The sequence below is a fragment of the Pseudomonas sp. Z18(2022) genome (genome assembly GCF_036346535.1).
Classification (GTDB): Bacteria; Pseudomonadota; Gammaproteobacteria; order Pseudomonadales; family Pseudomonadaceae; genus Aquipseudomonas; species Aquipseudomonas yamanorum_A.
Genome location: NZ_JAOTOA010000001.1, coordinates 1015423 through 1041227, shown reverse-complemented (window position 1 = coordinate 1041227; position 25805 = coordinate 1015423). Strand labels below are relative to the sequence as shown.

Here is a 25805-nt window from a genome sequence, read left to right as displayed (position 1 = left end):
CACTGAAACGAAGCCCGCATCGGTAAAAGATGCGGGCTTTTTTTTGCTCAAAAAATAATCAACATGAAAAATATTTCATTTTTCTCGGGTGTTTTTACATTTTGCAACATCTGACATTTTCACCATTTTATTGCTCTGAAGCCTTGATGTATGGGGCCTTTGGCTTATTTCGATTGGCTATTAAAAAGTTCCCGAGTAACAAAATCTTTATGTTCCAGCAACCCACCTGAAATATCCCCTCGCCAAGATCGCCACCCAACACGAGCGGCTCTAAACCGCGTGTTTTGCCAATGCACAAGACCATCAATTAGGGGAATTCTTCGATGATCCGTAAGCACTTCGCCGGTTTCGCGGTCAGCGTCCTGGCCCTGGCTGTCACCGCCCAGGCTTTCGCCGGTACTGTCACTACTGACGGTGCCGATATCGTTGTCAAAACCAAGGGCGGCCTTGAGGTTGCAACTACCGACCAGAATTTCAGCTTCAAGCTGGGTGGTCGCTTGCAGGCTGATTACGGCACCTTTGATGGCTTTTACACCAAGAACGGCAACTCGGCCGACGCGACGTACTTCCGTCGCGCCTACCTCGAATTGGGCGGCACGGTGTACAAGGATTGGAAATACCAGATCAACTACGATTTCTCCCACAACTCCGGTAACGCCGACGATGGCTACTTCGACGAAGCGTCCTTCTCGTACGTAGGCTTCAAGCCGGTGGTGATTCGCGCGGGTCGTTTCGACCAGGACTTTGGCCTGGAAAAAGCCACCAGCTCCAAGTGGGTGACCGCCATCGAGCGTAACCTGGGTTATGAAGTCGCCGACTGGGTCAACTCCCATGAAAACGGCATGGGGCTGCAAGTCAGTGCCGTGGTGGCCGACATGGCCTACCTGTCCTCCGGCGTGTCGTCCAAGGACATCAACGACAAGAACGGCAAAGGCGTGAAGCAGTTCAACGCCCGTGCCGTGTTTGCGCCGATGCACGACAGCGGCAACGTCTTGCACCTGGGTGTGGACGTAGCGGTGCGTGACCTGAAGGACACCTCGTTCGACTCACGAATTCGTCCTCGCCTGGACGCTCGCGGCGTTGCCACCAACGGCGGCAACGATGCCGGCGCCAACGGCAACCGTGCGACATTCGGCGGCGGCGTGGGGCTGGACTCCGGCAACCTGACCGCGAACGATGCCTACGACACCGACACGGTGTTCGGTGGTGAATTTGCCTTCGCCCGTGGCCCGCTGTCTGTGCAGGCCGAATACCTGAATCGCAAGATGAAGGCCGACAGCGCCGCTTATCAGGACGTGAAGGCCACAGGTTTCTACGGTCAGGTGGCCTACACCCTGACCGGCGAGTCCCGGGTCTACAAACTCGACGGCGCCAAGTTCGACACCATCAAGCCGCAGAACAAGCAATTCGGTGCGTGGGAAGTGTTCTACCGCTACGACAACATCAGCGTTGACGACAAAAACGTGGTGCGTAACAGCGCGACCCGTGAAGTGGGCGACGCCAAGGCCAGCCTGAACACCATCGGCGTCAACTGGTACGCCAACGAAGCGGTGAAGATATCTGCCAACTACCTCAAGGTCAGCACTGACAAGATCCAGAACGCCAATGGCGACGACAGCGGCGACGCCATCGTAGCCCGCGTGCAATACGTGTTCTAAGCAACCTGTAACACCGCTCCAAGGCGCTCTTTCTTCATCCGTTAAAGCGCTCCTCATTTGGTTTTGCCCTGCCGTTTGGCGGGGCTTTTTTTTGGGTCGAGCCTTGTAGGAGCAAGCTTGCTCGCGAAGAACCAGAGACCACCGCGTTCTGTCAGAATGGTCGCGTTTTCGTTAACGACCATCGCGAGCAAGCTCGCTCCTACACAAAGCTGTGACCGTCGGGGAATGGGATGCCGTTACAACGTTTGAATAACCTGTCCGAGATTGCGCCCGATGAATGGAACGCTTTGGTCCCCGTCGATCAGCCGTTTCTGCGCCATGCGTTTCTCAGTGCCCTGGAAGACAGTGCCAGTATTGGCCCGCATTCCGGCTGGCAGCCCGAGCATTTGCTGCATTACGAAGGTGGCCGGTTGATTGCCGCGTTGCCCAGCTATCGCAAATGGCATTCCTACGGCGAATATGTGTTCGACCACGGTTGGGCCGACGCCTGCGAGCGAGCGGGCATCGAGTACTACCCGAAGTTGCTGACGGCCGTGCCCTTCAGTCCGGTCAGCGGTCCGCGCCTGTTGGCGGCCAGCGCCCAGGACGGTTTCGAATTGCTTAAAAGCCTGCCCGGTTACCTGGAGATCGAAGGCCTTTCCAGCGCGCATATCAACTTTACCGATGCCTTGGCAGACACGGCACTGGCTGAGCAGCCGGGTTGGCTGCAGCGCCTGGGTTGCCAGTTTCATTGGCAGAACCGCGGTTACCGTGACTTTCAGGACTTCCTCGACGCCCTGAGTTCACGCAAGCGCAAACAGATGCGCAAGGAGCGCGAACAGGTGGCGGGGCAGGGCGTCGAGTTCGAGTGGTTGCAAGGCCATGAGTTGAGCGAGGCGCAGTGGGATTTTGTCTATGCCTGTTACGCCAATACCTACGCCGTGCGCCGACAATCGCCCTACCTGACCCGGGCGTTTTTCAGCCTGCTGGCCGAACGCATGCCCGAGGCCATTCGCGTGGTGCTGGCCAAGCAAGGTTCACGGCCGGTGGCCATGGCCTTCAGCCTGATCGGCGGCGACAGTTTTTATGGACGTTATTGGGGCTGCCTGGCGGAGTTCGACCGGCTGCATTTCGAGACGTGTTTCTATCAAGGCATGGACTATGCGATTGCCCATGGCTTGCAGCGTTTCGACGCCGGCGCTCAGGGCGAGCACAAGTTGATTCGCGGGTTTGAGCCGGTGATCACCCATTCCTGGCACTACCTGCGGCATCCGGGATTGAAGGCGGCGGTGGCGGATTTCCTGGAGCGCGAAAGCGTGGGGATTCTGGCGTATGCCGAAGAGGCGAGAACAGCCCTGCCTTACCGGCAGGGCTGAACCCGGTTGGCTCAGGCTGTTTCTTCCTTGCCCAGCCATCGATAGGTGAAACCGCCGACCACTGCACCCAGGATCGGCGCGAGCCAGAACATCCACAGCTGCTGCAGCGCCCAACCGCCGACAATCAGCGCCGGGCCGGTACTGCGGGCCGGGTTGACCGAGGTGTTGGTGACGGGGATCGAGATCAGGTGGATCAGCGTCAGCGCCAGGCCGATGGCGATCGGCGCCAGGCCTGCCGGGGCACGACGGTCGGTGGCGCCGAGGATGATCAGCACAAACATCGCTGTCATCACCAGCTCACAGACAAACCCCGCTGCCATCGAATAACCACCGGGCGAATGCTCGCCATAGCCGTTGCTGGCGAGCCCCGAGGCCAGTTCGAACCCGGGCTTGCCGCTGGCGATGAAGTACAACAGCGCGGCGGCGATGGTGCCGCCGATCACCTGGGACACGATGTACGCCGGTAACTCCCTGGCCGGAAATCTTCCGCCCACTACCAGCCCCACCGAGACTGCCGGGTTCAGGTGACAGCCGCTGATATGCCCGATGGCAAATGCCATGGTCAGCACCGTGAGCCCGAACGCCAGGGCCACACCGAGCAGACCGATCCCGACGTTGGGGAACGCTGCGGCCAACACCGCACTCCCGCAGCCGCCCAACACCAGCCAAAACGTACCCAGTCCTTCCGTAACGGAACGTTTGAACAGTGACATGAACACATCCTTAGTAGATTTCTCTATCTGATTAACGGGTCTGTAATGCGTCCCTGCTGCCTTAAATCAGGGCCCTCCTGGGGCCTGATTGGAGTACAGCAGGATTGTGTCGCGAGACCAGCGGGATAGAGAAAACTGTCAGAATTGTTCGGAATTGAGGTAGTCGTTAACCAACGGAATCAGTCTATTCCGACGAACCCGCCGGTCTGGTGTTGCCACAATCGCGCATACAAACCGCCGTGTGCGAGCAGTTCGGCATGGCTGCCGCTCTCGGCAATCTGGCCTTTTTCCAGCACTACCAGCCTGTCCATTCTGGCAATGGTGGAAAGGCGGTGGGCGATGGCGATTACCGTCTTGCCCTGCATCAGGGTTTCCAGGCTTTCCTGGATCGCCGCTTCGACTTCCGAATCCAGCGCCGAGGTGGCTTCGTCCATGATCAGGATCGGCGCGTCCTTGAGCAGTACCCGCGCAATGGCGATGCGCTGGCGTTGCCCGCCGGAGAGTTTGACCCCGCGCTCGCCGACGTGAGCATCCAGGCCGGTGCGGCCCTCGGCGTCCGACAGCAGCGGAATGAATTCGTCGGCCCGGGCCTTGTGCACGGCAGCCCAGAGTTCTTCATCGGTGGCGTCCGGCTTGCCATACAGCAGGTTGTCGCGGATTGAACGGTGCAGCAGCGAGGTGTCCTGGGTGATCATGCCGATCTGTTCGCGCAGGGTTTCCTGGGCGACTTCGGCGATGTTCTGGCCGTCGATCAGGATGCGTCCGCCTTGCAGGTCGTACAGGCGCAGCAGCAGGTTGACCAGGGTGGATTTACCCGCACCGGACGGCCCGATCAGGCCGATTTTTTCACCTGGCTTGATGTCCAGGTTCAGGCCGCTGATGATTCCGCTCTTCTTGCCGTAGTGGAAATCCACCTGATCAAACCGCACTTCGCCATGGGGCACTTCCAGGCGCGGGGCGTTCTCCCGGTCGGTTACCGCCAGCGGCTGGGCGATGGTTTTCAGGCCGTCCTGGACCATGCCGATGTTTTCGAAAATGCCGTTGACCACCCACATGATCCAGCCGGACATGTTGACGATACGAATCACCAGGCCGGTGGCCAGCGCGATGGCGCCCACCGAAATCAGCGACTGGGTCCACAGCCACAGGGCAAGGCCGGTGGTGGTGACGATCAGCAGGCCGTTCATGGTGGTGATCACGATGTCCATGCTGGTCACCACACGGCTGGCCATCTGGGTTTTCTCGGTCTGCTCGACGATGGCTTCCTTGGCGTAGTTCTGCTCGAAATTCGTGTGAGCGAACAGCTTCAAGGTGGTGATGTTGGTGTAGCCGTCGACAATTCGCCCCATCAGTTTGGAGCGTGCCTCGGAGGAAATCACCGAGCGTTCCTTGACCCGCGGCACGAAGTAACGCAAGGCCAGGCTGTAGGCGACGATCCAGGTAATCAGCGGGATCATCAGGCGCCAGTCGGCTTCGGCGAACAGCACCAGGGCGCTGATGGCGTAGATCGCCACGTGCCAGATTGCATCCACGGCGGCCACCGCAGAGTCGCGCAGGGAGTTGCCGGTTTGCATGATGCGCTGGGCAATACGCCCGGCGAAGTCGTTCTGGAAGAAATTCAGGCTCTGCTTGAGCACATAGCTGTGGTTCTGCCAGCGGATCAGGCTGGTCATGCCCGGGCTGATGGTCTGGTGCACCAGCAGGTCATGCAGGGCGCCGAAGATCGGGCGCAGCAGCAGGGCGACCACGGCCATCCAGATCAGCTCGGTGGCGTGGATCTGGAAGAAGTTGGCGGGTGGCGTGCCCTGGGCCAGGTCAATGATGCGGCTCAGGTAGCTGAACAGCGCCACTTCGATCAGCGCGCCGATCAGGCCCACCACCAGCAAGGCGGCAAAGCATGGCCATACCTGGCGCAGGTAATAGATATAGAAGGGCAGGACTTTATCGGGAGGAGCGGCGCTGGGAGCGTCGCGGAAGATGTCGATCAGTTGTTCAAAACGACGATAGAGCATTAGGTCTGACGCCCGCGCGGCGGGCTCTCCTGTTCAAATGCGCGCGGTGCCTTTTGGGCACCGCGCGAAACTCCCTGTAGCCTTCAGTCGATGCGCTTGGCCGACTTGATCAGGACAGGATCGATTGGCACGTTCTGCATGCCCTGTTTGGTGGTGGTTTGCGAGTTGACGATGATGTCGACCACGTCCATGCCCTTGACCACTTTGGCGAACACGGCGTAACCGGCATCGCGGCCCGGGTCGAGGAAGGCATTGTCCGCAACGTTGATGAAGAATTGGCTGGTGGCGGAGTTCGGGTCGTTGGTACGGGCCATCGACAAGGTACCGCGCACGTTATGCAGGCCGTTGCTGGCTTCGTTCTTGATCGGTGCTTCGGTCGGCTTTTGCGACATTTGCGAGGTGAAACCGCCGCCCTGCACCATGAACCCCGGGATTACCCGGTGAAAAATGGTGTTGGTGTAGAAGCCCTTGTCGACATAGGCCAGGAAGTTCTTGGTGCTGATCGGGGCCTTGACCGGGTCCAGTTCGATTTCGATGTCGCCATTGGTGGTAGTGATCAATACGTGCGGTGCCTTGGCAGGCTCGGCCGCCATCAGGTTGGCAGCGAACAGTACGGAACCGGCAAAGAAGGCGATTTTTTTCAGCATGGGTCAGTGATCCTGGGTTGTGGTTTCGACTGTCTTGAGAAAATCGAGCAGGGTGTTATTGAAGTGTTCGGGTTGGTCCAGCGGCGTGGCATGGCGGGAATCCTCGATCACCACCAGCCGCGCATCGGGCAGCAGTTTTACATAGATTTCTTTCTGCGCCACGGGGGTGTAGTCGTGGTCGGCGCTGATGACCAGGGTTGGACAGGAAATTCTCGAAAGTTGTTCCTGTACGCCCCAGCCAACAATGGCGTCGAAGCTGGCGAGGTAAGCACGTTTGTCGTTTTTTGCCCAGCGTTCGGTCATCTTGCGGCGCAGTTCGGCCTGTTCGGGCTTGGGGAACAGCATGCTGCCCAGGGCTTTGCCGATGGTGTTCAGGCTGAGGATGCGCGCCAGGCTCCAGCGCCTGGCCCACTGCCAGTAGTCACTGGCGGTGCGAACCTTGACCTGGGGCGCGCTGTTGACGATGCACAGGCTCTTGAGCCTCTGTGGTTCGTCCACCGCCAATTGGAACGCAATCATGCCGCCCATGGACAGGCCGACCACATGGGCCGGCGGCAGTTGCAGGTGTTCGATCAAGGCCACCAGGTCGGCGGTGAAGCCCGCGATGCTGTAGCGTTCCCGGGGTTTGTCGGAGCGGCCGTGACCGCGCACATCTACCACGATCAACCAGTAGTGTTTTGACAGCACCGGCACTTGCAGCTCCCAGTCCAGGCAGCTCGAGCCCAGGCCGTGGATCAGGATCAGCGGCGTGCCATGGCCATATTCCTCGTAATGCAGGGTGCAACCTTCATGTTCGAAATAGGCCATGTGAACTCCTTGTTCAGGCTTGTTGCGGTGCGGCGAAAGGTGCGTCCAGCGGAGCCGTGTCGAAGGTGCGCAACAACTCGACAAGAATCTGCGTGGCCGGGCCGAGGGGTTTATCCTTGTTCGAGTAAAGATAGAAGGTCGGGTTGCGGCTGCCACCCCGTTCCAGAGGCAGCAGCTTGAGCAAGCCTTCCTTGAGTTCGCGTTCAATTAGATGCCGGGGCAACCAGGCAAAGCCCAGGCCGCTGCTGACGAAGGTGGCGGCGGTGGGCAGGCTGCCGACGGTCCAGCGCTGTTCGGCACCGAGCCAGCCGACGTCCCGTGGTTGCTGGCGGCCGGAGTCGCGGATCACCACCTGCATATGGCTTTCCAGGTCCTGGAAGCTCAGTTCACGGTGCAGGCGATGCAACGGATGATCGGGATGGGCCACGGCGACAAATTCGACGTCGCTCATTTCCGTTCCCAGGTAACCCGGAATGATAAAGCTGCTGATGGCAAGGTCGGCCATGCCATCGATCAGCAGCTCTTCGACACCGGACAGCACCTCTTCCCGCAGGCGCACCCGGCAACCGCGACTTTGCGGCATGAAAGCGGTGAGGGCGCGCACCAGGCGGGCGTTGGGGTAAGCGGCATCGACCACCAGCCGCACCTCGGCTTCCCAACCCTGTTCCATATGGTGGGCGAGGTCTTCCAGTTGGCTGGCGTTTTTCACCAGTTGCCGGGAGCGGCGCAGCAGCACTTCGCCGGCTTCGGTGAGCACCGCCTTGCGCCCGTCGATGCGCAGCAGCGGCACGCCGAGCTGGTCTTGCATGCGGGCTACGGTGTAGCTCACCGAGGATTGCGAGCGGTGCAGGGCTTCGGCGGCCTGGGCAAAGCCGCCATGGTCGACCACGGCTTGCAAAGTGCGCCATTGATCGAGGGTAACGCGGGGCGCTTTCAAGATGAGCTCCTCTTGTCCTAAGCTGGCGGTCCTTATTGGAGACTGCCGAATGAGAAAATTCTGTTGTGTGCTGCTGGCGCTGCTGCCATTGAGCGCGTTTGCATTTACTACCGACGTTACGAAAGACATTCAGGGCGTGAAGATCGATTACAGCGCGTCGGACGTCGACAGCAATATCAGTTCGATCCAACTCACCAACTACGGCCCCAATGATGCGGAGTGCAAGGTACGCTTTACCAACGGCCCGGAAGCCCCGCGTACTCGCAAGCTCACGGTGGCTGCGGGGAAAACCACCAACACCACGGTCAATTTCAGCCGTGCCATTATCAAGATGCGTATCCAGCTGACGTGCGCACCGAAATAAGGCAAAAGCGGAGATTGCGTACAGCAATACTCCGCTTATAAACAAATTTATAGATGGGTTATAGCAGTTTTTTACGCTTTTTAATCGAACGAGCCCTGATTAACCTTCACTCCATCGCCTTACAGCATTCACCGATGGAGCTTACATAATCATGGCCCGTGTTCTGATCATCGAAAGCAGCGCCCGTCAGCAGGACTCAATCTCCCGCCAACTGACCCAACAATTCATCAGCCAATGGAAAGTCGCCCACCCGGCGGATCAGATCACCGTGCGTGACCTGGCCGTCAGCCCGGTGCCGCACCTGGACGCCAACCTGTTGGGTGGCTGGATGAAACCTGCCGAGCAGCGCACCGCCATCGAACAGGCCTCTTTGGACCGCTCCAACGAACTGACCGACGAACTGCTGGCCGCCGATGTATTGGTAATGGCCGCGCCGATGTACAACTTCGCGATTCCCAGCACCCTCAAAGCCTGGCTCGACCATGTGCTGCGTGCCGGCGTGACCTTCAAGTACACCGCCACCGGTCCACAGGGCCTGCTGACTGACAAGCGCGCCTTTGTGCTGACCGCTCGCGGTGGTATCCATGCCGGTGGCAGCACCGACCACCAGGAACCGTACTTGCGTCAGGTCATGGGCTTTATCGGCATCCATGACGTCACGTTCATTCACGCCGAAGGGGTGAACCTGGGCGGTGATTTCCAGGAAAAGGGCGTGAACCAGGCCAAGGCACTGCTGGCACAAGTGGCGTGAGATGTTAATCGTCAGATAATCGCCCGCTGTTTAGATGGCTCCACGCAACCCTTCAAGTACGCGTATCGAACCTCCCTTTGCACTTTTTGCTCCTGAGTGCTCCTGCCCGACTGACGCTTTTAGCGAGGTCGGGTTTTTTTTGCCTTGAGTTTCGTAAAGGGCCGAAAACCGCTAATGTCGCGCCCATTCAAAATGAGGCGAGCATGGGCTATCTACTTGTTGTGACGCTGATCCAGGCGTTTTCCTTCAGCTTGATCGGCGAATACCTGGCCGGTCACGTCGACAGTTACTTCGCGGTGCTGGTGCGCGTGGTGCTGGCCGGGCTGGTGTTTATCCCGCTGACCCGCTGGCGTTCGGTGGAGCCGGCGTTCATGCGCGGCATGCTGCTGATCGGCGCGCTGCAGTTTGGCGTGACCTACGTGTGCCTGTACCTGAGCTTCCGCGTGCTGACGGTGCCGGAGGTGCTGCTGTTCACCATCCTGACGCCGTTGCACGTGACCTTGATCGAAGACGCCTTGAACCGCCGCTTCAACCCGTGGGCGCTGGTGGCTGCGTTGGTGGCGGTGACAGGAGCGGCGGTGATTCGCTTTGACCAGATCACCCCGAACTTCTTCATGGGCTTTTTGCTGCTGCAACTGGCCAACTTCACCTACGCCGCCGGGCAAGTGCTTTATAAGCATCTGGTGGCTCGTCATCCGAGCGATCTGCCGCATTACCGGCGGTTTGGTTACTTCTACCTTGGTGCATTGGCGGTGGCGTTGCCGGCGTTCCTGATGTTCGGCAAGGCCAACTACCTGCCGGAAGCACCGTTGCAATGGGGCGTGTTGGTATTCCTGGGGCTGGTCAGCACGGCACTGGGAATGTACTGGTGGAACAAGGGCGCATGCATGGTCAATGGCGGCACCCTGGCGGTGATGAATAACCTGCATGTGCCGGTGGGGTTATTGCTCAACCTGCTGATCTGGAACCAGCACGAGCCGCTGGGCAGGTTGCTGCTGGGCGGGTTGGTGATTCTGGGGGCGGTGTGGATCAGTCGGCTGGGCATCAAGTCGCCCAGCCGCTCCGTGGCTTAAAGCGCGCGGCTTTCGGGCGCCGGCAAATGACTGGCGCCCAACACCGCCGGCAACATCCCCGCCCGCAAGTCACCGCCGCTCGGCTGCTGGTACAGGCTCAAGCCAAATTCCGGCAGCACCGCCAGCAGGTAATCGAAGATATCGCCCTGGATGCGCTCGTAATCGGCCCACGCAGTGGTGCGGGTAAAGCAGTAGATCTCCAGCGGAATGCCCTGGGCCGTGGTCTGCATCTGCCGCACCATGCAGGTCATGTTCGGCTGGATTTCCGGGTGGCTTTTCAGATAGGCCAACGCATACGCGCGGAAGGTGCCGATATTGGTCATGCGCCGGCGGTTGGCGGACATCGCGGCGACATTGCCCTGGGCTTCGTTCCAGGCCTTGAGTTCGGCCTTTTTGCGGCTCATGTAGTCGGTCAGCAGGTGTACCTGGGAGAGTCTCAGCTCTTCGTCGTCGCGGATGAAGCGCACGCCGCTGGCGTCGATGTACAGGCTGCGCTTGATCCGCCGGCCACCGGAGGCCTGCATGCCGCGCCAGTTCTTGAACGACTCGGACATCAGGCGCCAGGTGGGAATCGAGACGATGGTTTTGTCGAAATTCTGCACTTTGACGGTGTGCAGGGTGATGTCCACCACGTCACCATCGGCGCCCACCTGAGGCATTTCGATCCAGTCGCCGACCCGCAGCATGTCGTTGCTGGTCAGTTGTACGCTGGCGACGAACGACAGCAGGGTGTCCTTGTAGACCAACAGGATCACCGCCGACATCGCACCCAAGCCGGAAAGCAGCAATAGCGGCGAGCGGTCGATCAGCGTGGCGACGATGATGATTGCGCCAAACACGAACAGCACCATCTTTGCCAACTGCACGTAGCCCTTGATCGAGCGGGTGCGGGCGTGTTCGGTACGGGCGTAGATATCCAGCAGGGCGTTGAGCAGGGCGCTCATCGCCAGCACCATGAACAGGATGGTGAACGCCAGGGCTACGTTGCCGATGAACAGGGCGCTGGTCTTGCTCAGGTCCGGCACCAGGTACAGGCCGAACTGGATCACCAGCGACGGCGTCATCTGTGCCAGGCGGTGGAAGACTTTGTTGTGCCGCAGGTCGTTGAGCCAGTGCAGCGCGGGTTGCCGGCCCAGCAACTTGACGGCGTGCAGGATGAGGTACCGCGCCACTCGTCCGAGCAGCAAGGCCACCACCAGCAACACCACCAGCGCGAGGCTGGAATGCAGCAACGGGTGCTCGTCGAGGGTGCCCCAAAGGTCTTGGGCGTTGAGCCAGAGCTGTTTGATATCCATGGGTAAACGCGATTCTTCTGTAAGACGTGACGGGGCGATTAGAGCATTTAAGTCCTTCAAAGTTGTCGTTGTGGACAAATTCGCTGACAAAAAAGCGCCTGATTGACGCAGTACGCGTAAAGAAACTCGGCCTCGGCGCCCGAAACCGTTACCCTATGCAGCTGTTTTTTTGTATTTCTTCGAGGTAGCACCCGTGTTTTCCCAATTCGCCCTGCACGAACGCCTGCTCAAAGCCGTGGCCGAGCTTAAATTTGTCGAGCCAACGCCTGTGCAAGCAGCGGCCATCCCGCTCGCGCTCGAAGGGCGTGACCTGCGGGTGACGGCTCAAACCGGGAGTGGCAAGACCGCCGCTTTCGTACTGCCGATTCTGAACCGTCTGATCGGCCCGGCCAAAGTCCGTGTCAGCATCAAGACCCTGATCCTGCTGCCGACCCGCGAGCTGGCCCAGCAGACCTTGAAGGAAGTGGAGCGCTTTTCGCAGTTCACCTTCATCAAGTCCGGCCTGATCACCGGCGGCGAAGACTTCAAGGTCCAGGCCGCCATGCTGCGCAAGGTGCCGGACATCCTGATCGGCACCCCGGGCCGGATGATCGAGCAACTGAACGCCGGCAACCTGGACCTCAAGGAAGTTGAAGTGCTGGTGCTCGACGAAGCCGACCGCATGCTCGACATGGGCTTCGCCGACGACGTGCAGCGCCTGGTGCAAGAGTGCGTAAACCGCCAGCAGACCATGCTGTTCTCGGCCACCACCGGTGGTTCGACCTTGCGCGAGATGGTCGCCAAGGTCCTGAACAACCCGGAGCACCTGCAGGTCAACAACGTCAGCGACCTGAACTCCACCACCCGTCAGCAGATCATCACCGCTGACCACAACGTGCATAAAGAGCAGATCCTCAACTGGCTGCTGGCCAACGAGACCTATCAGAAGGCCATCGTGTTCACCAACACCCGCGCCATGGCCGACCGCATCTACGGTCGCCTGGTGGCTCAGGAGTACAAGGCGTTCGTCCTGCACGGTGAGAAAGACCAGAAGGACCGCAAGCTGGCCATCGACCGCCTCAAGCAAGGCGGCGTGAAGATCCTGGTGGCCACCGACGTTGCCGCCCGCGGCCTGGACGTGGACGGCCTGGACATGGTGATCAACTTCGACATGCCTCGCAGCGGCGACGAATACGTGCACCGTATCGGTCGTACCGGGCGTGCCGGCAACGATGGCCTGGCGATCTCGCTGATCTGCCATGGCGACTGGAACCTGATGTCGAGCATCGAGCGCTACTTGAAGCAGTCGTTCGAGCGCCGCACCATCAAGGAAGTCAAAGGCACCTACGGCGGGCCGAAAAAGGTCAAGGCGTCGGGCAAGGCCGTTGGCGTGAAGAAGAAAAAGGTCGATGCCAAGGGCGAGAAGAAGAAGGCCGGCGCCAAGTCGCCGACCAAGCGCAAGATCGCCAACCGTCCAAAGACCGACAACTTGTCGTTGGTCAGCAAGGACGGCATGGCTCCCCTGAAGCGCCGCAAGCCGGAAGCACCGGCTGCCGAGTAAGGCTTGAGCCACAAAAAAACCGGACAATGTCCGGTTTTTTTTCGCCTCAGTTTTTGGCTTTGGCGGCCGCTTCGTCCATTTCCTTGAGGCGCTGGTCGATCAGTTGGCACTTGTCGGGCAGGTCTGCGCTGGCGGTTTCCAGCTTCATGTTCTGCAATTCCTCGTTGATCTCCTTGGCCTTCTGCGGGTTCTGTTGGGTGAGCTTGGTCACCTCCTTGGCCAGTTGCTCACGTTTGGCGGTGGCTTCTTCCAGCGTGCAGGCCCAGGCGGGCAGGGCGGTGAGCAGCGTGGCCGCGACGGCGATATTCAGCAGGGTTTTCATGGTTCGGACCTCCTTGGCGATGATATTCGGTTGAGGGCTTCGAACGCTGAAAAGTTCAGCGAAATCGCGCCTGTCCGCTAGGCTGAACGGACGATGGGTCCGGCATGTCACACCTTTGAAGGGCCTATATTCGTGTGCCTTCAGGAGGAATCAGGATGACGACTTACGATTGGGATTTGATCGAACGATTGCTGCATGAGGTGCAGAACGGTGGCAGCAGCTTTGCCCCGCGCAAATATGCCGAGGAAGAAGCCGCCAAAAGGGCTGCCGCTGGTGAGCCCATCGGTAATCTCGATGAGTTTAAAAAGACTGCAGCGGATTACGAGGGATTGTTGTTCACACGCGGCTTTATTGAGTCGCGGTCAGAGGAAGAGCGTGGCAATGGCGAGAATTTCAAATTGACCCCGCGCGGCTCACAGCTGCTGAGCCTGATCGACAGCTGCATCCCTGGCGATAATCACCCGCGCCAGGTGCTGGATGAGCAGGCGGATGCGCTGGATCCGGCGACGTTTGATGAACTGGCCTCTAAACCACAGATTGCCTGATGACTACGGGGTGCCAGCCTTCAGGCATTTGAGGGCCTTGAAGTCGCTGCGCACCTTGTCGATCTTCTGCGTCAGCTTCTGGCGTTGTTGCACGGTGCTCTGCGCCATCAGGTCGACGATCAGGCTGCGGGCGGCGGTTTCGGTCTGGGCGTAGGCCTGGCGATACTCCGCAGTCCATAGGCTTTCGCGGTCTACCAGCAACTGCTCGATCTTCTGTGGGAAATCGCTGCTGTGGCGGTCTTTTACCGCCGCGATAAACAGCGCCTGCCAGTGAGCGCGGTTACCGATCCACTGCTGGTTCTGCTCTCCGAGGGCAATTGACCAGGCGGTGACGCGATTCTGCTGGCTGGCGCTTAACGGCCCGAGCCATGCATCCAGCCGCTTGTTCATGCGCTCGGCGCGTTCCTTGATCTGCTGTTCGAGGGACGGTTTGAGGTATTCATCCTGACGCTTGCGCAGGTCCTTGGCGAACGCTTGCTCCATGTCCTGCACTTGCTGGTCGTCGAGCCCCTGCAATAATTCGGCGGCGGAGGGTGTGATCGCCCGTGCGCTTTCGGCAATCGCTTGCTTGGCCTCGGCGGTGCGGGTTTGCAGGGCGGCGTCGGTCACCTGGTTGTCGTCGACCATCTGTTGGAGGCGGTCGAGCCAATCCAGGTAGCCTGGCAGTTGCGTGGTGCAATGCCAGGCCAGGTGTTCCTTGAGTTTGTCGTTGAACCAGCTCTTCTGCCCGGCGTTCATGTCCAGGTAGTCGCTGAGGGTCCAGGGGATGATCACATCCAGGTTGCGATAGGCCAGGCCCACCCGGTTGCAGCCGGCAAGCACCAGGCTGACGGTTAGCAATACAACAAGAAGTTTTAACCGACGCAGCATGAGCGAGTCCTTGCGCAGACGAGAGTATTGCATCTGAACCCATCAATGCAGCGACAGTTCATCCCATCAATAAAACGCCCGCTCGGCCTTCAGGGTCAAGAGACCGTCGCATTGCGAGTTGTGTCCGGAGTAGGCCGAGCAATCGCCGCCGCTGAGGCTGGAGTCGCTGTAGATCAGGTTCAGGTCGACGCCCATCCACGGCCTGGAAAATTGCACCGACCAGTCGCTGAAGCTGCGAATGGAGCTGCCATCGGCGACCGAGACCGGCGTGCCCAACTGGTGGGTGGTGTATTTCATGCTGACGCCGATGCCGAAAGGCTTGGTGCCGCCGAGGTCGGCGAACAGGGTGCTGTCCTGTCGGTCCGGGTCGTTGCTGAAGGAGGCGCCAAAACGATTGCCCAGCAAGGTCAGGCCGCCGTAGAACTCCTGGCTGTCGAGTGGGCTCAGCTTGGGATAGCTGTAGTGGATCATCCCCAGTTCATAACCCAGGGTCTGGTCAAAGGGACGCTTGAAACCCAGGTAGGAATCGACTTCCAGGTTGCTGGTCGGGGAAATCCCCATGCTCGGTGAGAATTGGCCGAGGTACAGGCCGCTGTCGTGGCTCAGGTCCAGCCCGCCGTGGAACGAGTCGCTGCCGGGCGAAGTGGGTTTGACCAGGCCTTGGGCCATGCTGCGACTGGGTGTGGTGCCCAATTTCAGGTCGAAGTCACCCAGTTCACGCTGGAAAACCTGCGCTTCGGCAAGGGGGCTGGCCAACAGGGCGCCGGCCAGGAATATGCAGGATTTGAGCATGCTTCACTCCATGAAAAGCGAGGAGCAGTAACGGGGAATATCAGGCAAATGCCCGATCTAGACGTGTGCAAGCATACCGGCGATGGTTCGCGGATGAAGCCCGTTCGTCGATTGATGCAAAAGGGGGAGTATCAGGGGGTGTTGCGGGCTCTAGTCCTAGCGCCTTGAAAGGCAAAGCGCATAGGGACCAGGTGTAATGCGCGAGTATTACTTTTTACCCAGGGTGATCTGCTTGGACGGGCCGAAAGTCTGGCCGCTTACGCCTTTGGCGATCTGCTGGATTTCGCCGCCCTGCTTGAGGAATGCAGCAATTTGGTTGTTGATCGATTCGCTGGTTTCAACGGCGGGAGCTGGCTTTGCTTTGCTGTTGGATGCTTTTACGCGCATGGCGGCCACTAACCTGTAGAAAATTAACTTGGCCATGCATCGTACATGAAATGCTTGACAATTGCTTGGCAAATATCCTTCTGAAATAATGGCGGGCTTATGAATTGCCCACAGTTAATGATTGAAATAGTCACCTAACTTGCTGTTTTAACTCGAAACCCATGGGGAAAACAGGCTGCGTGCACTGGCAGAATCCAGGCCGATGATCTGACGAGCGGGTTGGTGGCCGGCAAACCCATGATTTTTCAGGCCTGTGCGCCGGTACGCGGGACCGCCGCCGTCAACTCGGGTAGAATGCCGCCCACGCAATGAGGGTATTGAAAATGGCTTTAGTCGGGCGCTACAACAGCTTGCAAGTGGTTAAACACACTAACTTTGGTTTGTACCTGGATGGTGATCAAGAGGGCGAAATCCTCTTGCCCAATCGTTATATCCCCAAAGATATTCCCAGTGAAGATGAAGACTGGCTCAACGTTTTTATTTATCTGGACAGCGATGACAAACTTATCGCCACCACCGAAAAACCAAAAGTACAGGTGGGTGAATTTGCCAGTCTGAAAGTAGTTGAAGTCAACAGCATTGGTGTATTCCTCGATTGGGGATTGCCCAAGGACCTGCTGCTGCCTTACTCCGAAGAAAAGCGCCAGCTGACCGCCGGTGAATATTGCGTGGTGCACGTCTACCTCGACAAACACACCAAGCGCATCACCGCCACCGCGCGCCTTGACCGCTACCTGGACAAGACCCCGGCCACCTACAAGGTAGGCCAGGAAGTTGACTTGCTGGTGGCCGAGGCCACCGACATGGGCTTCAAGGCCATTATCAACAACAAGCACTGGGGCCTGATCCACAAGAACGAAGTGTTCAAGTTCCTGCGCCCGGGCAAGGAAGAGAAAGGCTTCATCAAGGAAATCCGTGCCGACGGCAATATCAGCCTGAGTCTGCAACCGGTGGGTGAGGAAGCGGCGTCCAGCCTGAACTCGAAGATCCTCGCCAAGTTGCGCGAGAACAACGGCACGTTGCCGGTCAGCGATAAAAGCGACCCGGCAGTGATCAGCAGTTTGTTCGGTGTCAGCAAAGGCAACTTCAAGAAGGCCATCGGTGCCCTCTACAAGCAAGGCAGCATTGTGATCCACGCGGATCGTATTGAACTAAGCTGATCGCGGTTTGCTCTTCTGTAGGAGCCGGCTTGCCGGCGATAAGGCCCGTGAGCCTTGGGCGATTCTTCTGACGCCATCGCTGGCAAGCCAGCTCCTACAGGATCATATGAATGTCCAGAAAAACCCTCTTCGCCTACCTTGGCACCTTGCTCGCCTTTTTGATCCTCGACGGCCTTTGGCTCGGCGTGTTCATGGGGCCGACCTACAAAGCCCTGCTTGGCCCGCTGATGCTCGATCAGCCGCGCCTGTTCCCGGCCGTGGCGTTCTACCTTCTTTATGTATTCGGTTGTGTGGTGTTTGTCGTCCTGCCCGCTTTGACAAGCGGAGGCTGGCAACGCGCCGCGCGGCTTGGCGCGTTGCTGGGCCTGGTGGCCTACGGCACGTATGACCTGAGCAATTGGGCGACCTTGCAGGGCTGGTCCGCCGGGTTGGCCGTCATGGACATTGCCTGGGGCACTTTGCTCAGTGCAGTTTGCTGCACCTTCGGCTATCAATGTGCACGCAAGGTGCACAATTGATTGTGTACAGGATTGATCTGCACCATCCCTGAGCGAAGCCGCACCGTTTAATCATCTTTACGCCTCCTGTAGATCCAGGCCTGGCGCGGGATTGTGCCGGGTTTCGCGCCATTGGCACGCATTCTGCTCATCAACTCGTATACAAACCATGCCGCCTCCCGTACGCACTCCCGTCGCGGGTGGCAGGCCGGTATTTACGAGGAGCCCTGCGATGACCGAACAATTGCCCAAAGGCTATAGCCCGCGCCTGTACAACCAGGACCTGGGGCCGCTGCCGCAAAAATGGAACTGGTACAACATCTTCGCCTTCTGGATGAGCGACGTGCACAGCGTTGGCGGCTACGTGTTTGCCGCCAGCCTGTTTGCCCTGGGGCTGGCCAGTTGGCAGGTGCTGATCGCCTTGCTTGCCGGGATTTGCATTGTGCAATTGATCGCCAACCTGGTGGCCAAGCCGAGCCAGCAGGCCGCGGTGCCATACCCGGTGATCTGTCGGTTGGCCTTTGGTGTGTTCGGGGCGAATATTCCCGCGGTGATTCGCGGCTTGATCGCAGTGGCCTGGTACGGGATTCAGACTTACCTGGCGTCCAGCGCACTGATCATCGTGGTGCTGCGGTTTTTCCCACAGATGGCGGTATACGCAGAGCCACATTTCGCCGGCCTGTCGTATCTGGGCTGGTTCGGTTTCCTCAGCCTGTGGACGCTCCAGGCACTGGTGTTCTGGACCGGCATGGAATCTATCCGCCGCTTCATTGATTGGGCGGGTCCGATCGTCTACGCAGTGATGTTTGCCCTGGCCGGCTGGATCGTCTGGAAGGCAGGCTGGGCCAATATCAGCTTCACCCTGGCGGAAAAATCCTTGTCGGGCTGGCAGGCCTTTGGCCAAATCATCGTGGCGACCGCATTGGTGGTGTCGTACTTCTCCGGCCCGACTTTGAACTTCGGTGATTTCAGTCGCTATTGCCGCACGATGAGGGACGTACGTCGCGGAAATTTCTGGGGCTTGCCGGTTAATTTCCTGGCGTTCTCTTTGGTCACCGTGGTGATTGTCTCGGGCACCTTGCCGGTGTTCGGCGAAATGCTCCACGATCCGATCGCCACCGTCTCGCGTATCGACAACGACATGGCCGTGCTGCTGGGGGCGTTCGCCTTTGTCACCGCGACCATCGGCATCAATATCGTCGCCAACTTCGTCTCGCCGGCCTTTGATTTTGCCAACGTGGCCCCGAGCAAGATCAGCTGGCGCGCCGGCGGGATGATTGCGGCGGTGGCCTCGATCTTCATCACCCCGTGGAACCTGTTCAACAACCCGTTGATGATCCACTACACCCTCGACATCCTCGCGGCGTTTATCGGGCCGTTGTTCGGGATTCTGCTGGTGGATTACTACTTGGTGAAGAAGCAGAAGATCGACGTCGACGCGCTGTTCGATGACAGCCCGAACGGGCGCTACTACTTTGACGGCGGCGTGAACTGGACGGCGGTCAAGGCGCTGGTGCCTGCGACGCTGGTGGGCGTCGCGATCACTTTCACCCCGGCGTTGCAGGGCATGGCCAACTTCGCCTGGTTTACCGGCTGCTTCCTGGGTGGGCTGTTTTTCCTGGTGTTGGCGCGGCGTGAACAGGTTCGCGCAGCTGTGCCGATGGTTGCCGGTTGACCAGCACCGATCCCGCCACCAACAAACCGGCGCCAGCGACCACCAGCGCCGGTTGCAGGCCACCACTGAGGTGGCTGCTGACCGATGCCAGCAACGGCCCGCTCAATTGGCCGATCGCAAAGCTGGCGGTCAGCAACCCGGTGCTGCGCTGGTAGCCGTGGGGGGCGACCTCACGCAAGCGCGCCATCACCAGTTGCATACACGCCAGGAATGGCCCGCCGCACAGCAACACCCCCAGCGCCAGCCCCCAACCGTTGCCCAGCAGGCAGGCAAACACCCCGGCCGCTTGCAGCCAAAGCGTGGTCATCAGCCAGCGGCGGGTGGTGTCCGGGTCCTTGCGGCGCAGGCTGGCGGCGACCACGCCAATCGCGGCGGCCAGGCCAAAGCAGGGCCAGAACAGGTCCGCCTGCCATGCACCCTTGAATTGCGCGCTGGCCATCTGTGACAGGAAGGTCGCCGGGATGATGTAGCCCAGGCCGTACAGCACGTAGATCCAGCAAAGGTGCGTGATGCTGCCGTTGCTGGCCACGTCGGTGTGGCTGGCAACGGGTGAGCTGGCGGCGGAAGGCTTGGGCAGGAACGGCAGGATGGCCAGCAGCATCACCAGTGCGACCACGCCATACACCAGCCACAAGGTTGCAGAGTCTTGCCCCAGCAGGTTGGAGCCCAGGGCCAGCAACCCGGTCAACAGAATCCCCAGCCCCGGCCCGGCAAATACCAGCGCACCCAGGCGTGGGCGCCCGGCCGCAATGGCCAGCGGCTGGCTCAGGCTGGTGATCATCACCAGCGCCCATGCGCTCGCCACACCGGTCCCAAAGCGCAGCAGCAGATGCGGCCAAAACCCGTGGGCCCAGTACGACGCCAGGGTCAACAGCACGCATAACCACAGCCCGCCATACAAACGCCCGCGTACATGGTGATGGCTGCGGGCGAATATCGAATCCACCGCGCCGACGAAGTAGCCCAGGTAGTTGGCTGCCGCGATCAGGCCGGCGCCGGTCAGGTCGATCTGGCCCTCGCTGAGCAGATGCGGCATTTGCGGGGTCAGTGCGAAGCGGCCAATGCCCATGGCCATCATCAAGGCGATAAAGCTGGCGAGTAAGCGGATCAGCGGTGACATGGTGGTTTTTCCTGGGAGCAGCAAGTGACCCTCAGGCTAAAGTGAATTGACTTTCTGTAAAAATGAATAATAGTGAGTAACTTGTTCAGTTTTGGAGAATGGTGATGGAGTTCAGTCAATTGCGTATTTTCCAGGCCGTGGCCGAGGAAGGTTCCATCACCCGCGCCGCCGAGCGTTTGCACCGGGTGCCGTCCAACTTGTCGACCCGGCTTAAACAGATGGAAGAACAGCTGGGTGTCGATCTGTTCGTACGTGAGCGCCAGCGTTTGCAGCTTTCTCCCGCAGGCAAAGTGTTGCTGGACTACAGCGCACGCCTGCTGGCCCTGCATGACGAGGCCCATGGCGCGGTGCAGGGCGGGCAACCGGCCGGCGACTTTGTGCTCGGCAGCATGTACAGCACAGCGGCGATTCATCTGCCCAAGCTGCTGGCGCGCTACCACAAGGCGTATCCGATGGTGAATCTGCAGGTGCAGTCGGCTCCCAGCGGTGAGCTGCTGGAAGGCTTGATCACCGGGCGCCTGGACGCCGCGTTGGTGGACGGGCCGTTGACCCTGGCCACCCTTGACGGCGTGCCGCTGTGTGAAGAACGCCTGTTGCTGATCTGCGAGGCGGATCACCCACCCGTGCGTGGGCCGCAGGATGTTGCCGGCCGCTCGGTGTTCACTTTCCGACGCAGCTGTTCCTACCGGGCACGGTTGGAAGCCTGGTTTTCCCACGACCGTGTGGCCATGGGCCGGGCCATCGAGATCGAGTCCTATCAGGGCATGCTCGCCTGTGTGATCGCCGGTTCCGGGGTGGCATTGATGTCTGAGTCGATGCTCGACAGCCTGCCGGGCAAGGACAGCGTGTCCATTCATCCGCTGGCGGAGCCGTTTGCCAGCGCCACCACCTGGTTGATGTGGCGCAAGGGCATGCTCGGCGCTAACCTCAATGCATGGATTGACCTGCAACAAGAGGGCAAGGTGCTACCAGACACTGAAACCAGAGCGATTGCTTGAACGATCCGTCAGGATTTTGATCAATTCAGTAATAGTTCGTTGTGGTTTCGTTCAAGCAATCCGTAGGACTTAAGACTACTATCTGTAGGAAGCGGCCACAGAATTGCCGCTCGGCATTACCCCAAGGGGGCACCATGAAAGAGAAACTGCAAAACTGGCTGCACGACCTCGGCGTCGCACTCGGCTTGATCGAGCCACCGCTGCAACCGGTGCCAATTCGCACCGATGACGAGCAGCGTCGCCCGCGTCGCAGGTAAGTCCTGAAAAGCGCTCAAACCCCTGTGTTTGGGCGCGTTCTGAAGCGGCATAAATTTTATGTGGGAGCGGGCTTGCTCGCGAATACTGTGTATCAGTGACCTTTACACTGACTGACGCACCGTATTCGCGAGCAGGCCCGCTCCCACATTTGCTTTGTACACTTGCAAAAACAGGCTGCGGTCAGGAAGTTTTTCGAACAAGCCATTTGATAGTTTCACGGTAATACCTAAGTAGTCCGATTCTGTGCACTCTAGTCAGGCTTTGGCGTTCAAGTGTCGGAAGTGGACTACCTGTTTATCGGAAGTGTCTGGCTTATTCAATTCTGAAGATCAGCGTAGGTTGAGTTCCGTTAGGAAAAGATTTGTATCGTTTGCGTTTCCAAACATCCCAACTTTATTGAACTCCCCTTGAGCAAGTCAGAGTTGTTGGAGATAAAGCCATGATGCTTTCTTCCGTCCCGCCAGTCGCCGCGTCACTGATCGCCACAACCGGAAATATCTTGCATATCGCACCTGTGTCGAGGTGCTGGAAGGCCGATGCACCCAGTAACGTAGTGTTTTTCCCTCCATCATTAACCAAGCAAGCTCTGCTCATACAGATCGGACTCTTGCGTCCAACAACGATCATTGTCGCAGACCAAACTATCGATGCAGATGTCATAGAGCAATGGCGTATATCGCACCCGTTTGGAGACCTTTACTTAGTTCGCAGAGGTACGAGCCTGGATAAGGTGCGATTGGATTTGTGCGCATCCAACAACATTCGGGTGATCCATACGCCCGGAGTTAATGCGCCGCATGTTGCTGCTTATATTGCGCACTGGTTGACACTCGCCGATGGCTCCCTGCCTCGTGATGTCTGTGTACTGGGATACGGCAATGTAGGAAAAGAACTCGTCAAGTTATTGCTTGAACTGGACCCGGGGGTTCGGATCAAGGTGTTGTGTCGACGCGGTCGGATTCCGGACACTGTCGAGAAAGCCTTTTCCGATTGCAGGGTGTCATTTGTCGAAGACTGGTTCGAGGCGCTGGAAGGGGCCAAGGCGGTCGCCCTCTGCTTATCCCTGAATGTTGAATCTGTTCATCGCATTGATCAGGCCCTCATTCAGCATATGCACAGACACGCTCGCCTGGTCTGTGTCGCCAAGCCCGATGTCTTCAGCGACGATGCTTTGCAGGCCCTGGCAACAGCTGAAGGCATCCAGCTTGTATTGGACTACGGGCCCGGGACACTGGATGCGTTTCGGCTGCGTACACAAGCGCTCGGCTGTGGTGTTTCCACATGGCGCAAGCCGGCGACACTGACTACACAGGCGGCAACCACCGAAGCCTGCAATGGAGACCTTGACTATGCGGTCTCTGTTCAACTGAGCCTGGTGGCCTTGCGCGGCCTTGTCAGGCGCAAACTTGCACACTCATTGATCATCCCTTCTCAGCAGGCGCATGCCGGGGCGCCGCGCGTCTCGATTATCGGCCGGGGTATCAACGGCCTGCTCCAGGCCGTGATGTTCCGCTTGGCGAATTATCAAGTCATGGTTTATGGGGGAAATCAGCAGGCAGATGGAGCCAGTCACAAGCAGGTGAACATGCGCCATTTGTCAGCGACGGAGACCACTGCAAAGCCGCTGCAAAACGATTACCTGACGTGCGGAAACCGGTATTTGGCATTTGAGTGCAATCGTGCGGGCATCGAGTTGTTTGAAAAGCTCCTGGCCGACAACCCGTCGCTGGCACGATTCGCGCGATCGCGGATTGTACGAGCCTATGTGGAGGATGCCATTGGCGTAGATGCCGCGATCCGCGAGCAATGCGATATCGAAAACAGGCCTTGGCCGAGTGGCAAGCCGGGACGTGAACCTGTAGAGATCAGCCAGCGGCAATTCCAGGAAAAACATGGAATCCCTGGGATCGGCCGGTCTATTGAGGTATCGGGCTACGATCTGGAGTTTGTCCATCTCATGGATGAGATAGAGGTGCTTTTGCAGCGCTCCGGTGTGCAGTTCCTGCCCCAATATCTGAGTCCGGTGCAAATTGCTGACCTGAGCAGAGAACACTTCGTCATCACCGCCATGGGGGTAGAGGAAGCAGAAGTCATCGCGATCACTGGCTGGTTTTTCAAACTGCGTGCTGTGGGTAATGAAGGTGCTGGAATGCGCGGGCTCAAGTTGCAATACGATTTGCCAATCGGCGTCATGAATTGCCGCCTGGATGGGGACTGCATTCTTGTCTCCGGTGGACAGGTTCCGCCCGATTCGACGCAGGAGGACAAGGAGCAGATATTGGCGGCGTGCCTGGCTGCTGTTTCTCGGCACTTTCCGACGTCCTACCGCAGGGCGATCGAAAGTGGCGACTTGCACATTATCGAGTGTGCGAGACCCGGCACCGCAGATGGACTTTCAATCGTTTATTGGTCGGCCTACAACCGAATTGTCGCGGGGGCAACGTATGCCGCAGGCACAACCCAGGGAATGGTATGGGCCTCGTTGGTTCAAGAGGTCATCCAGGCAAGAGCGTCTGCGGTTTCGGCAATGTGGGAATGAAAAAAAAACGGGTGCGACATCCGACGTCGCACCCGCTGAAGAAAGCTGCTTCCAAATGTTCGTTCAGACCGCCCGCGCCGCCACCGCCTCCGGGCGGCGCGACAGCAAACTCACCACCACAAAGCTCACCAGGCCCACGCCCAGGCTGTAATAGATCGGGGTGTTGGCGTCCAAACCGTCCTTGATCATGAACACCAGCGCCGTCACAAAGCCCAGGGTCATGGAGGTGATTGCCCCGGAAGTGGTTGCACGTTTCCAGAAAATCGCCCCGATCAGCGGAATCAGCATGCCGCCCACCAACAGGTTGTAAGCCAGGGTCAGTGCGCTGATCACGTCGGTCACCACCAGCGCGATACCCAATACGGCAATCCCCGTCAGCAAGGTAAACAGGCGGTTGATCTTCAGGCTCGACTGTTTGCCGCCCCGCAGGCGCGGCAGCAGGTCTTCGGTCAGTACGGTGGAGGCGGCGAGCAGGCCGGCGCTGGCGGTGGACATCATCGCCGCCAGTGCAGCAGCAATCACCAGGCCGCGGATACCGTCCGGCAGCGAGACTTTGACGATGGCGGCAAACGCATTGTTGACGTTGTCCAGGTCCGGGATCAGCACGTGGGCGGCCATGCCGATCAGCGCGCAGGCCAGGCCGTAGAGGATGCAGTAGAAACCGGCGAAAGTGCCTGCGTACTTGGCGACCTTTTCGTCACGGGCGGTGAACACCCGTTGCCAGATGTCCTGGCCGATCAGGATGCCGAAGAAGTAGATCATGAAGTAGGTGATGATGGTGTCCCAGCCAATTTCAGTGAAGCTGAAATTCGACGCGGGCAGCTTCGCCACCAATTCATCCCAGCCGCCGACGCGATACAGGCAGATAGGCAGCAGGATAAACATCAGGCCGACGGTCTTGATCACGAACTGCACGATGTCGGTCAGGGTCAGCGACCACATGCCGCCGATGGTCGAGTACACCACTACCACGCCACCGCCCAGCAGCACCGAGATCCAGAACGGCAGGCCGAACAGCACTTGCAGCACGGTGCCGATGGCCAGGATCGACGTCACACCGATCATCAGCGCGTAGGCCAGCATGATCACCGCACTGGCCTGGCGGGCCATCGGGTTGTAGCGTTTTTCCAGGACCTGGGTCACGGTGAAGATTTTCAGTTTCAGCAGCGGCTTGGCCAGGAACAGGTTCAGCGCAATGATCCCCGCACCCAGTGCGGCGCACAGCCAGAACCCGGAAATGCCATGCACATAACCCAGGCGCACGGTGCCGACGGTGGACGCTCCGCCCAGCACGGTGGCAGCCATGGTGCCCATGTACAGCGTCGGGCCGAGGTTGCGGCCGGCTACCAGGTAGTCTTCATGGGTCTTGGCGCGGCGCATGCCGTAGTAGCCGAGCACCAGCATGCCGGCGGCGTAGATGAGGACGACGAATAGATCTAAAGCCATGACGGCGAGTCTCCGATTTATCTTTTTTATGTGGGGCTAAAGGG

25 protein-coding genes are annotated in these 25805 nt (G+C 59.1%); 13 read left to right on the top strand and 12 right to left on the bottom strand.

The genetic code is table 11. The features are described from left to right. Positions 1-323 precede the first annotated feature (323 nt). The gene (locus V3W39_RS04725; RefSeq protein WP_330212266.1) at positions 324-1658 is read left to right on the top strand and encodes an OprO/OprP family phosphate-selective porin; all 1335 of its coding nucleotides are present in this window, start codon (positions 324-326) and stop codon (positions 1656-1658) included. Positions 1659-1888: 230 nt separating this feature from the next. Continuing rightward, positions 1889-3013, top strand: coding sequence for a GNAT family N-acetyltransferase (locus V3W39_RS04720; protein WP_330212265.1), 1125 nt, complete (start codon positions 1889-1891; stop codon positions 3011-3013). 11 nt (positions 3014-3024) lie between these two features. Here V3W39_RS04720 and aqpZ read toward each other — a convergent pair whose 3' ends face one another. The 5 genes from aqpZ to V3W39_RS04695 form a co-directional block, all read right to left on the bottom strand. After that, positions 3025-3726: an aquaporin Z gene (gene aqpZ, locus V3W39_RS04715; RefSeq protein WP_177044896.1), complete on the bottom strand. Its 702-nt coding sequence runs from the start codon at positions 3724-3726 to the stop codon at positions 3025-3027. Positions 3727-3905: 179 nt separating this feature from the next. After that, on the bottom strand, positions 3906-5738 hold the full coding sequence (locus tag V3W39_RS04710) for an ABC transporter ATP-binding protein (RefSeq protein ID WP_177044894.1): 1833 nt from the start codon (positions 5736-5738) through the stop codon (positions 3906-3908). Between the two features lie 83 nt (positions 5739-5821). Continuing rightward, a complete protein-coding gene (locus tag V3W39_RS04705) occupies positions 5822-6385 on the bottom strand; it encodes a peptidylprolyl isomerase (RefSeq protein ID WP_063032494.1) in 564 nt (187 codons plus the stop codon). A gap of 3 nt (positions 6386-6388) precedes the next feature. After that, entirely contained in the window at positions 6389-7192 is an 804-nt protein-coding gene (locus tag V3W39_RS04700; RefSeq protein ID WP_330212264.1) for an alpha/beta fold hydrolase, read from the bottom strand. Positions 7193-7205: 13 nt separating this feature from the next. Then, on the bottom strand, positions 7206-8129 hold the full coding sequence (locus V3W39_RS04695) for a LysR family transcriptional regulator (RefSeq protein ID WP_010176499.1): 924 nt from the start codon (positions 8127-8129) through the stop codon (positions 7206-7208). Between the two features lie 49 nt (positions 8130-8178). Between V3W39_RS04695 and V3W39_RS04690 the strand changes: the two genes are divergently transcribed. The 3 genes from V3W39_RS04690 (at position 8179) to V3W39_RS04680 (ending at position 10317) form a co-directional block, all read left to right on the top strand. Further along, positions 8179-8493 carry a 3-phosphoglycerate kinase gene (locus tag V3W39_RS04690; RefSeq protein WP_177079499.1) on the top strand — a complete coding sequence of 105 codons (315 nt, stop codon included), beginning with the start codon at positions 8179-8181 and terminating at the stop codon, positions 8491-8493. 151 nt (positions 8494-8644) lie between these two features. Further along, positions 8645-9244 carry an FMN-dependent NADH-azoreductase gene (locus V3W39_RS04685; RefSeq protein WP_177044886.1) on the top strand — a complete coding sequence of 200 codons (600 nt, stop codon included), beginning with the start codon at positions 8645-8647 and terminating at the stop codon, positions 9242-9244. A 203-nt stretch (positions 9245-9447) separates the two neighbouring features. Next, a complete protein-coding gene (locus V3W39_RS04680) occupies positions 9448-10317 on the top strand; it encodes a carboxylate/amino acid/amine transporter (RefSeq protein WP_177044884.1) in 870 nt (289 codons plus the stop codon). Here V3W39_RS04680 and V3W39_RS04675 read toward each other — a convergent pair. Next, positions 10314-11612 (bottom strand): mechanosensitive ion channel family protein, encoded by a 1299-nt coding sequence (locus tag V3W39_RS04675; protein WP_177044882.1) that lies wholly within the window; start codon positions 11610-11612, stop codon positions 10314-10316. The genes V3W39_RS04680 and V3W39_RS04675 overlap by 4 nt on opposite strands. A gap of 193 nt (positions 11613-11805) precedes the next feature. Between V3W39_RS04675 and V3W39_RS04670 the strand changes: the two genes are divergently transcribed. Continuing rightward, complete coding sequence (locus tag V3W39_RS04670) at positions 11806-13152, top strand: DEAD/DEAH box helicase (protein WP_177044880.1); 1347 nt, start codon at positions 11806-11808, stop codon at positions 13150-13152. 46 nt (positions 13153-13198) lie between these two features. On the opposite strand, the gene V3W39_RS04665 is transcribed toward V3W39_RS04670, so the two are convergent. Beyond that, entirely contained in the window at positions 13199-13474 is a 276-nt protein-coding gene (locus tag V3W39_RS04665; RefSeq protein WP_177044878.1) for a hypothetical protein, read from the bottom strand. Between the two features lie 155 nt (positions 13475-13629). Between V3W39_RS04665 and V3W39_RS04660 the strand changes: the two genes are divergently transcribed. Continuing rightward, on the top strand, positions 13630-14019 hold the full coding sequence (locus V3W39_RS04660) for a transcriptional regulator (RefSeq protein WP_177044876.1): 390 nt from the start codon (positions 13630-13632) through the stop codon (positions 14017-14019). Positions 14020-14022: 3 nt separating this feature from the next. Here the strand turns inward: V3W39_RS04660 and V3W39_RS04655 are convergent, their stop codons facing one another. The 3 genes from V3W39_RS04655 to V3W39_RS04645 form a co-directional block, all read right to left on the bottom strand. Further along, positions 14023-14889, bottom strand: coding sequence for a DUF6279 family lipoprotein (locus V3W39_RS04655; RefSeq protein ID WP_330212263.1), 867 nt, complete (start codon positions 14887-14889; stop codon positions 14023-14025). A gap of 66 nt (positions 14890-14955) precedes the next feature. Continuing rightward, positions 14956-15681 carry a TorF family putative porin gene (locus tag V3W39_RS04650; protein WP_177044872.1) on the bottom strand — a complete coding sequence of 242 codons (726 nt, stop codon included), beginning with the start codon at positions 15679-15681 and terminating at the stop codon, positions 14956-14958. Between the two features lie 207 nt (positions 15682-15888). After that, positions 15889-16068 (bottom strand): hypothetical protein, encoded by a 180-nt coding sequence (locus V3W39_RS04645; protein WP_088422903.1) that lies wholly within the window; start codon positions 16066-16068, stop codon positions 15889-15891. A gap of 323 nt (positions 16069-16391) precedes the next feature. On the opposite strand from V3W39_RS04645, the gene V3W39_RS04640 reads away from it, so the two are divergent. The 3 genes from V3W39_RS04640 (at position 16392) to V3W39_RS04630 (ending at position 19400) form a co-directional block, all read left to right on the top strand. Continuing rightward, complete coding sequence (locus tag V3W39_RS04640; RefSeq protein WP_177044871.1) at positions 16392-17228, top strand: CvfB family protein; 837 nt, start codon at positions 16392-16394, stop codon at positions 17226-17228. A gap of 110 nt (positions 17229-17338) precedes the next feature. Beyond that, positions 17339-17746, top strand: coding sequence for a DUF2177 family protein (locus V3W39_RS04635; protein WP_177113840.1), 408 nt, complete (start codon positions 17339-17341; stop codon positions 17744-17746). 211 nt (positions 17747-17957) lie between these two features. Then, entirely contained in the window at positions 17958-19400 is a 1443-nt protein-coding gene (locus tag V3W39_RS04630; RefSeq protein WP_259198741.1) for an NCS1 family nucleobase:cation symporter-1, read from the top strand. Here the strand turns inward: V3W39_RS04630 and V3W39_RS04625 are convergent. After that, complete coding sequence (locus V3W39_RS04625) at positions 19312-20520, bottom strand: MFS transporter (protein ID WP_177113838.1); 1209 nt, start codon at positions 20518-20520, stop codon at positions 19312-19314. The two genes, V3W39_RS04630 and V3W39_RS04625, sit on opposite strands and share 89 nt — an antisense overlap. A gap of 104 nt (positions 20521-20624) precedes the next feature. Between V3W39_RS04625 and ptrR the strand changes: the two genes are divergently transcribed. The 3 genes from ptrR (at position 20625) to V3W39_RS04610 (ending at position 24315) form a co-directional block, all read left to right on the top strand. Continuing rightward, complete coding sequence (gene ptrR, locus V3W39_RS04620) at positions 20625-21518, top strand: putrescine utilization regulator PtrR (protein WP_177079495.1); 894 nt, start codon at positions 20625-20627, stop codon at positions 21516-21518. Positions 21519-21652: 134 nt separating this feature from the next. Continuing rightward, complete coding sequence (locus tag V3W39_RS04615) at positions 21653-21775, top strand: PA1414 family protein (RefSeq protein WP_003210728.1); 123 nt, start codon at positions 21653-21655, stop codon at positions 21773-21775. Between the two features lie 440 nt (positions 21776-22215). Then, entirely contained in the window at positions 22216-24315 is a 2100-nt protein-coding gene (locus V3W39_RS04610; RefSeq protein WP_330212262.1) for an NAD(P)-dependent oxidoreductase, read from the top strand. Between the two features lie 63 nt (positions 24316-24378). Here the strand turns inward: V3W39_RS04610 and V3W39_RS04605 are convergent, their stop codons facing one another. Next, complete coding sequence (locus V3W39_RS04605) at positions 24379-25761, bottom strand: sodium:solute symporter (protein WP_177044861.1); 1383 nt, start codon at positions 25759-25761, stop codon at positions 24379-24381. Positions 25762-25805: the final 44 nt, after the last annotated feature.

What these genes read in the sequence shown, in the direction of transcription:
- V3W39_RS04720 (WP_330212265.1), top strand. Translation starts at nt 1,889, where the DNA reads ATGCCGTTACAACGTTTGAATAACCTGTCCGAGATTGCGCCCGATGAA.
- V3W39_RS04710 (WP_177044894.1), bottom strand. Translation starts at nt 5,738, where the DNA reads ATGCTCTATCGTCGTTTTGAACAACTGATCGACATCTTCCGCGACGCT.
- V3W39_RS04650 (WP_177044872.1), bottom strand. Translation starts at nt 15,681, where the DNA reads ATGCTCAAATCCTGCATATTCCTGGCCGGCGCCCTGTTGGCCAGCCCC.
- V3W39_RS04685 (WP_177044886.1), top strand. Translation starts at nt 8,645, where the DNA reads ATGGCCCGTGTTCTGATCATCGAAAGCAGCGCCCGTCAGCAGGACTCA.
- V3W39_RS04665 (WP_177044878.1), bottom strand. Translation starts at nt 13,474, where the DNA reads ATGAAAACCCTGCTGAATATCGCCGTCGCGGCCACGCTGCTCACCGCC.
- V3W39_RS04705 (WP_063032494.1), bottom strand. Translation starts at nt 6,385, where the DNA reads ATGCTGAAAAAAATCGCCTTCTTTGCCGGTTCCGTACTGTTCGCTGCC.
- V3W39_RS04655 (WP_330212263.1), bottom strand. Translation starts at nt 14,889, where the DNA reads ATGCTGCGTCGGTTAAAACTTCTTGTTGTATTGCTAACCGTCAGCCTG.
- V3W39_RS04700 (WP_330212264.1), bottom strand. Translation starts at nt 7,192, where the DNA reads ATGGCCTATTTCGAACATGAAGGTTGCACCCTGCATTACGAGGAATAT.
- ptrR (WP_177079495.1), top strand. Translation starts at nt 20,625, where the DNA reads ATGGAGTTCAGTCAATTGCGTATTTTCCAGGCCGTGGCCGAGGAAGGT.
- V3W39_RS04605 (WP_177044861.1), bottom strand. Translation starts at nt 25,761, where the DNA reads ATGGCTTTAGATCTATTCGTCGTCCTCATCTACGCCGCCGGCATGCTG.
- V3W39_RS04675 (WP_177044882.1), bottom strand. Translation starts at nt 11,612, where the DNA reads ATGGATATCAAACAGCTCTGGCTCAACGCCCAAGACCTTTGGGGCACC.
- V3W39_RS04690 (WP_177079499.1), top strand. Translation starts at nt 8,179, where the DNA reads ATGAGAAAATTCTGTTGTGTGCTGCTGGCGCTGCTGCCATTGAGCGCG.
- V3W39_RS04635 (WP_177113840.1), top strand. Translation starts at nt 17,339, where the DNA reads ATGTCCAGAAAAACCCTCTTCGCCTACCTTGGCACCTTGCTCGCCTTT.
- V3W39_RS04725 (WP_330212266.1), top strand. Translation starts at nt 324, where the DNA reads ATGATCCGTAAGCACTTCGCCGGTTTCGCGGTCAGCGTCCTGGCCCTG.
- aqpZ (WP_177044896.1), bottom strand. Translation starts at nt 3,726, where the DNA reads ATGTCACTGTTCAAACGTTCCGTTACGGAAGGACTGGGTACGTTTTGG.
- V3W39_RS04625 (WP_177113838.1), bottom strand. Translation starts at nt 20,520, where the DNA reads ATGTCACCGCTGATCCGCTTACTCGCCAGCTTTATCGCCTTGATGATG.
- V3W39_RS04640 (WP_177044871.1), top strand. Translation starts at nt 16,392, where the DNA reads ATGGCTTTAGTCGGGCGCTACAACAGCTTGCAAGTGGTTAAACACACT.
- V3W39_RS04645 (WP_088422903.1), bottom strand. Translation starts at nt 16,068, where the DNA reads ATGCGCGTAAAAGCATCCAACAGCAAAGCAAAGCCAGCTCCCGCCGTT.
- V3W39_RS04615 (WP_003210728.1), top strand. Translation starts at nt 21,653, where the DNA reads ATGAAAGAGAAACTGCAAAACTGGCTGCACGACCTCGGCGTCGCACTC.
- V3W39_RS04610 (WP_330212262.1), top strand. Translation starts at nt 22,216, where the DNA reads ATGATGCTTTCTTCCGTCCCGCCAGTCGCCGCGTCACTGATCGCCACA.
- V3W39_RS04680 (WP_177044884.1), top strand. Translation starts at nt 9,448, where the DNA reads ATGGGCTATCTACTTGTTGTGACGCTGATCCAGGCGTTTTCCTTCAGC.
- V3W39_RS04630 (WP_259198741.1), top strand. Translation starts at nt 17,958, where the DNA reads ATGACCGAACAATTGCCCAAAGGCTATAGCCCGCGCCTGTACAACCAG.
- V3W39_RS04660 (WP_177044876.1), top strand. Translation starts at nt 13,630, where the DNA reads ATGACGACTTACGATTGGGATTTGATCGAACGATTGCTGCATGAGGTG.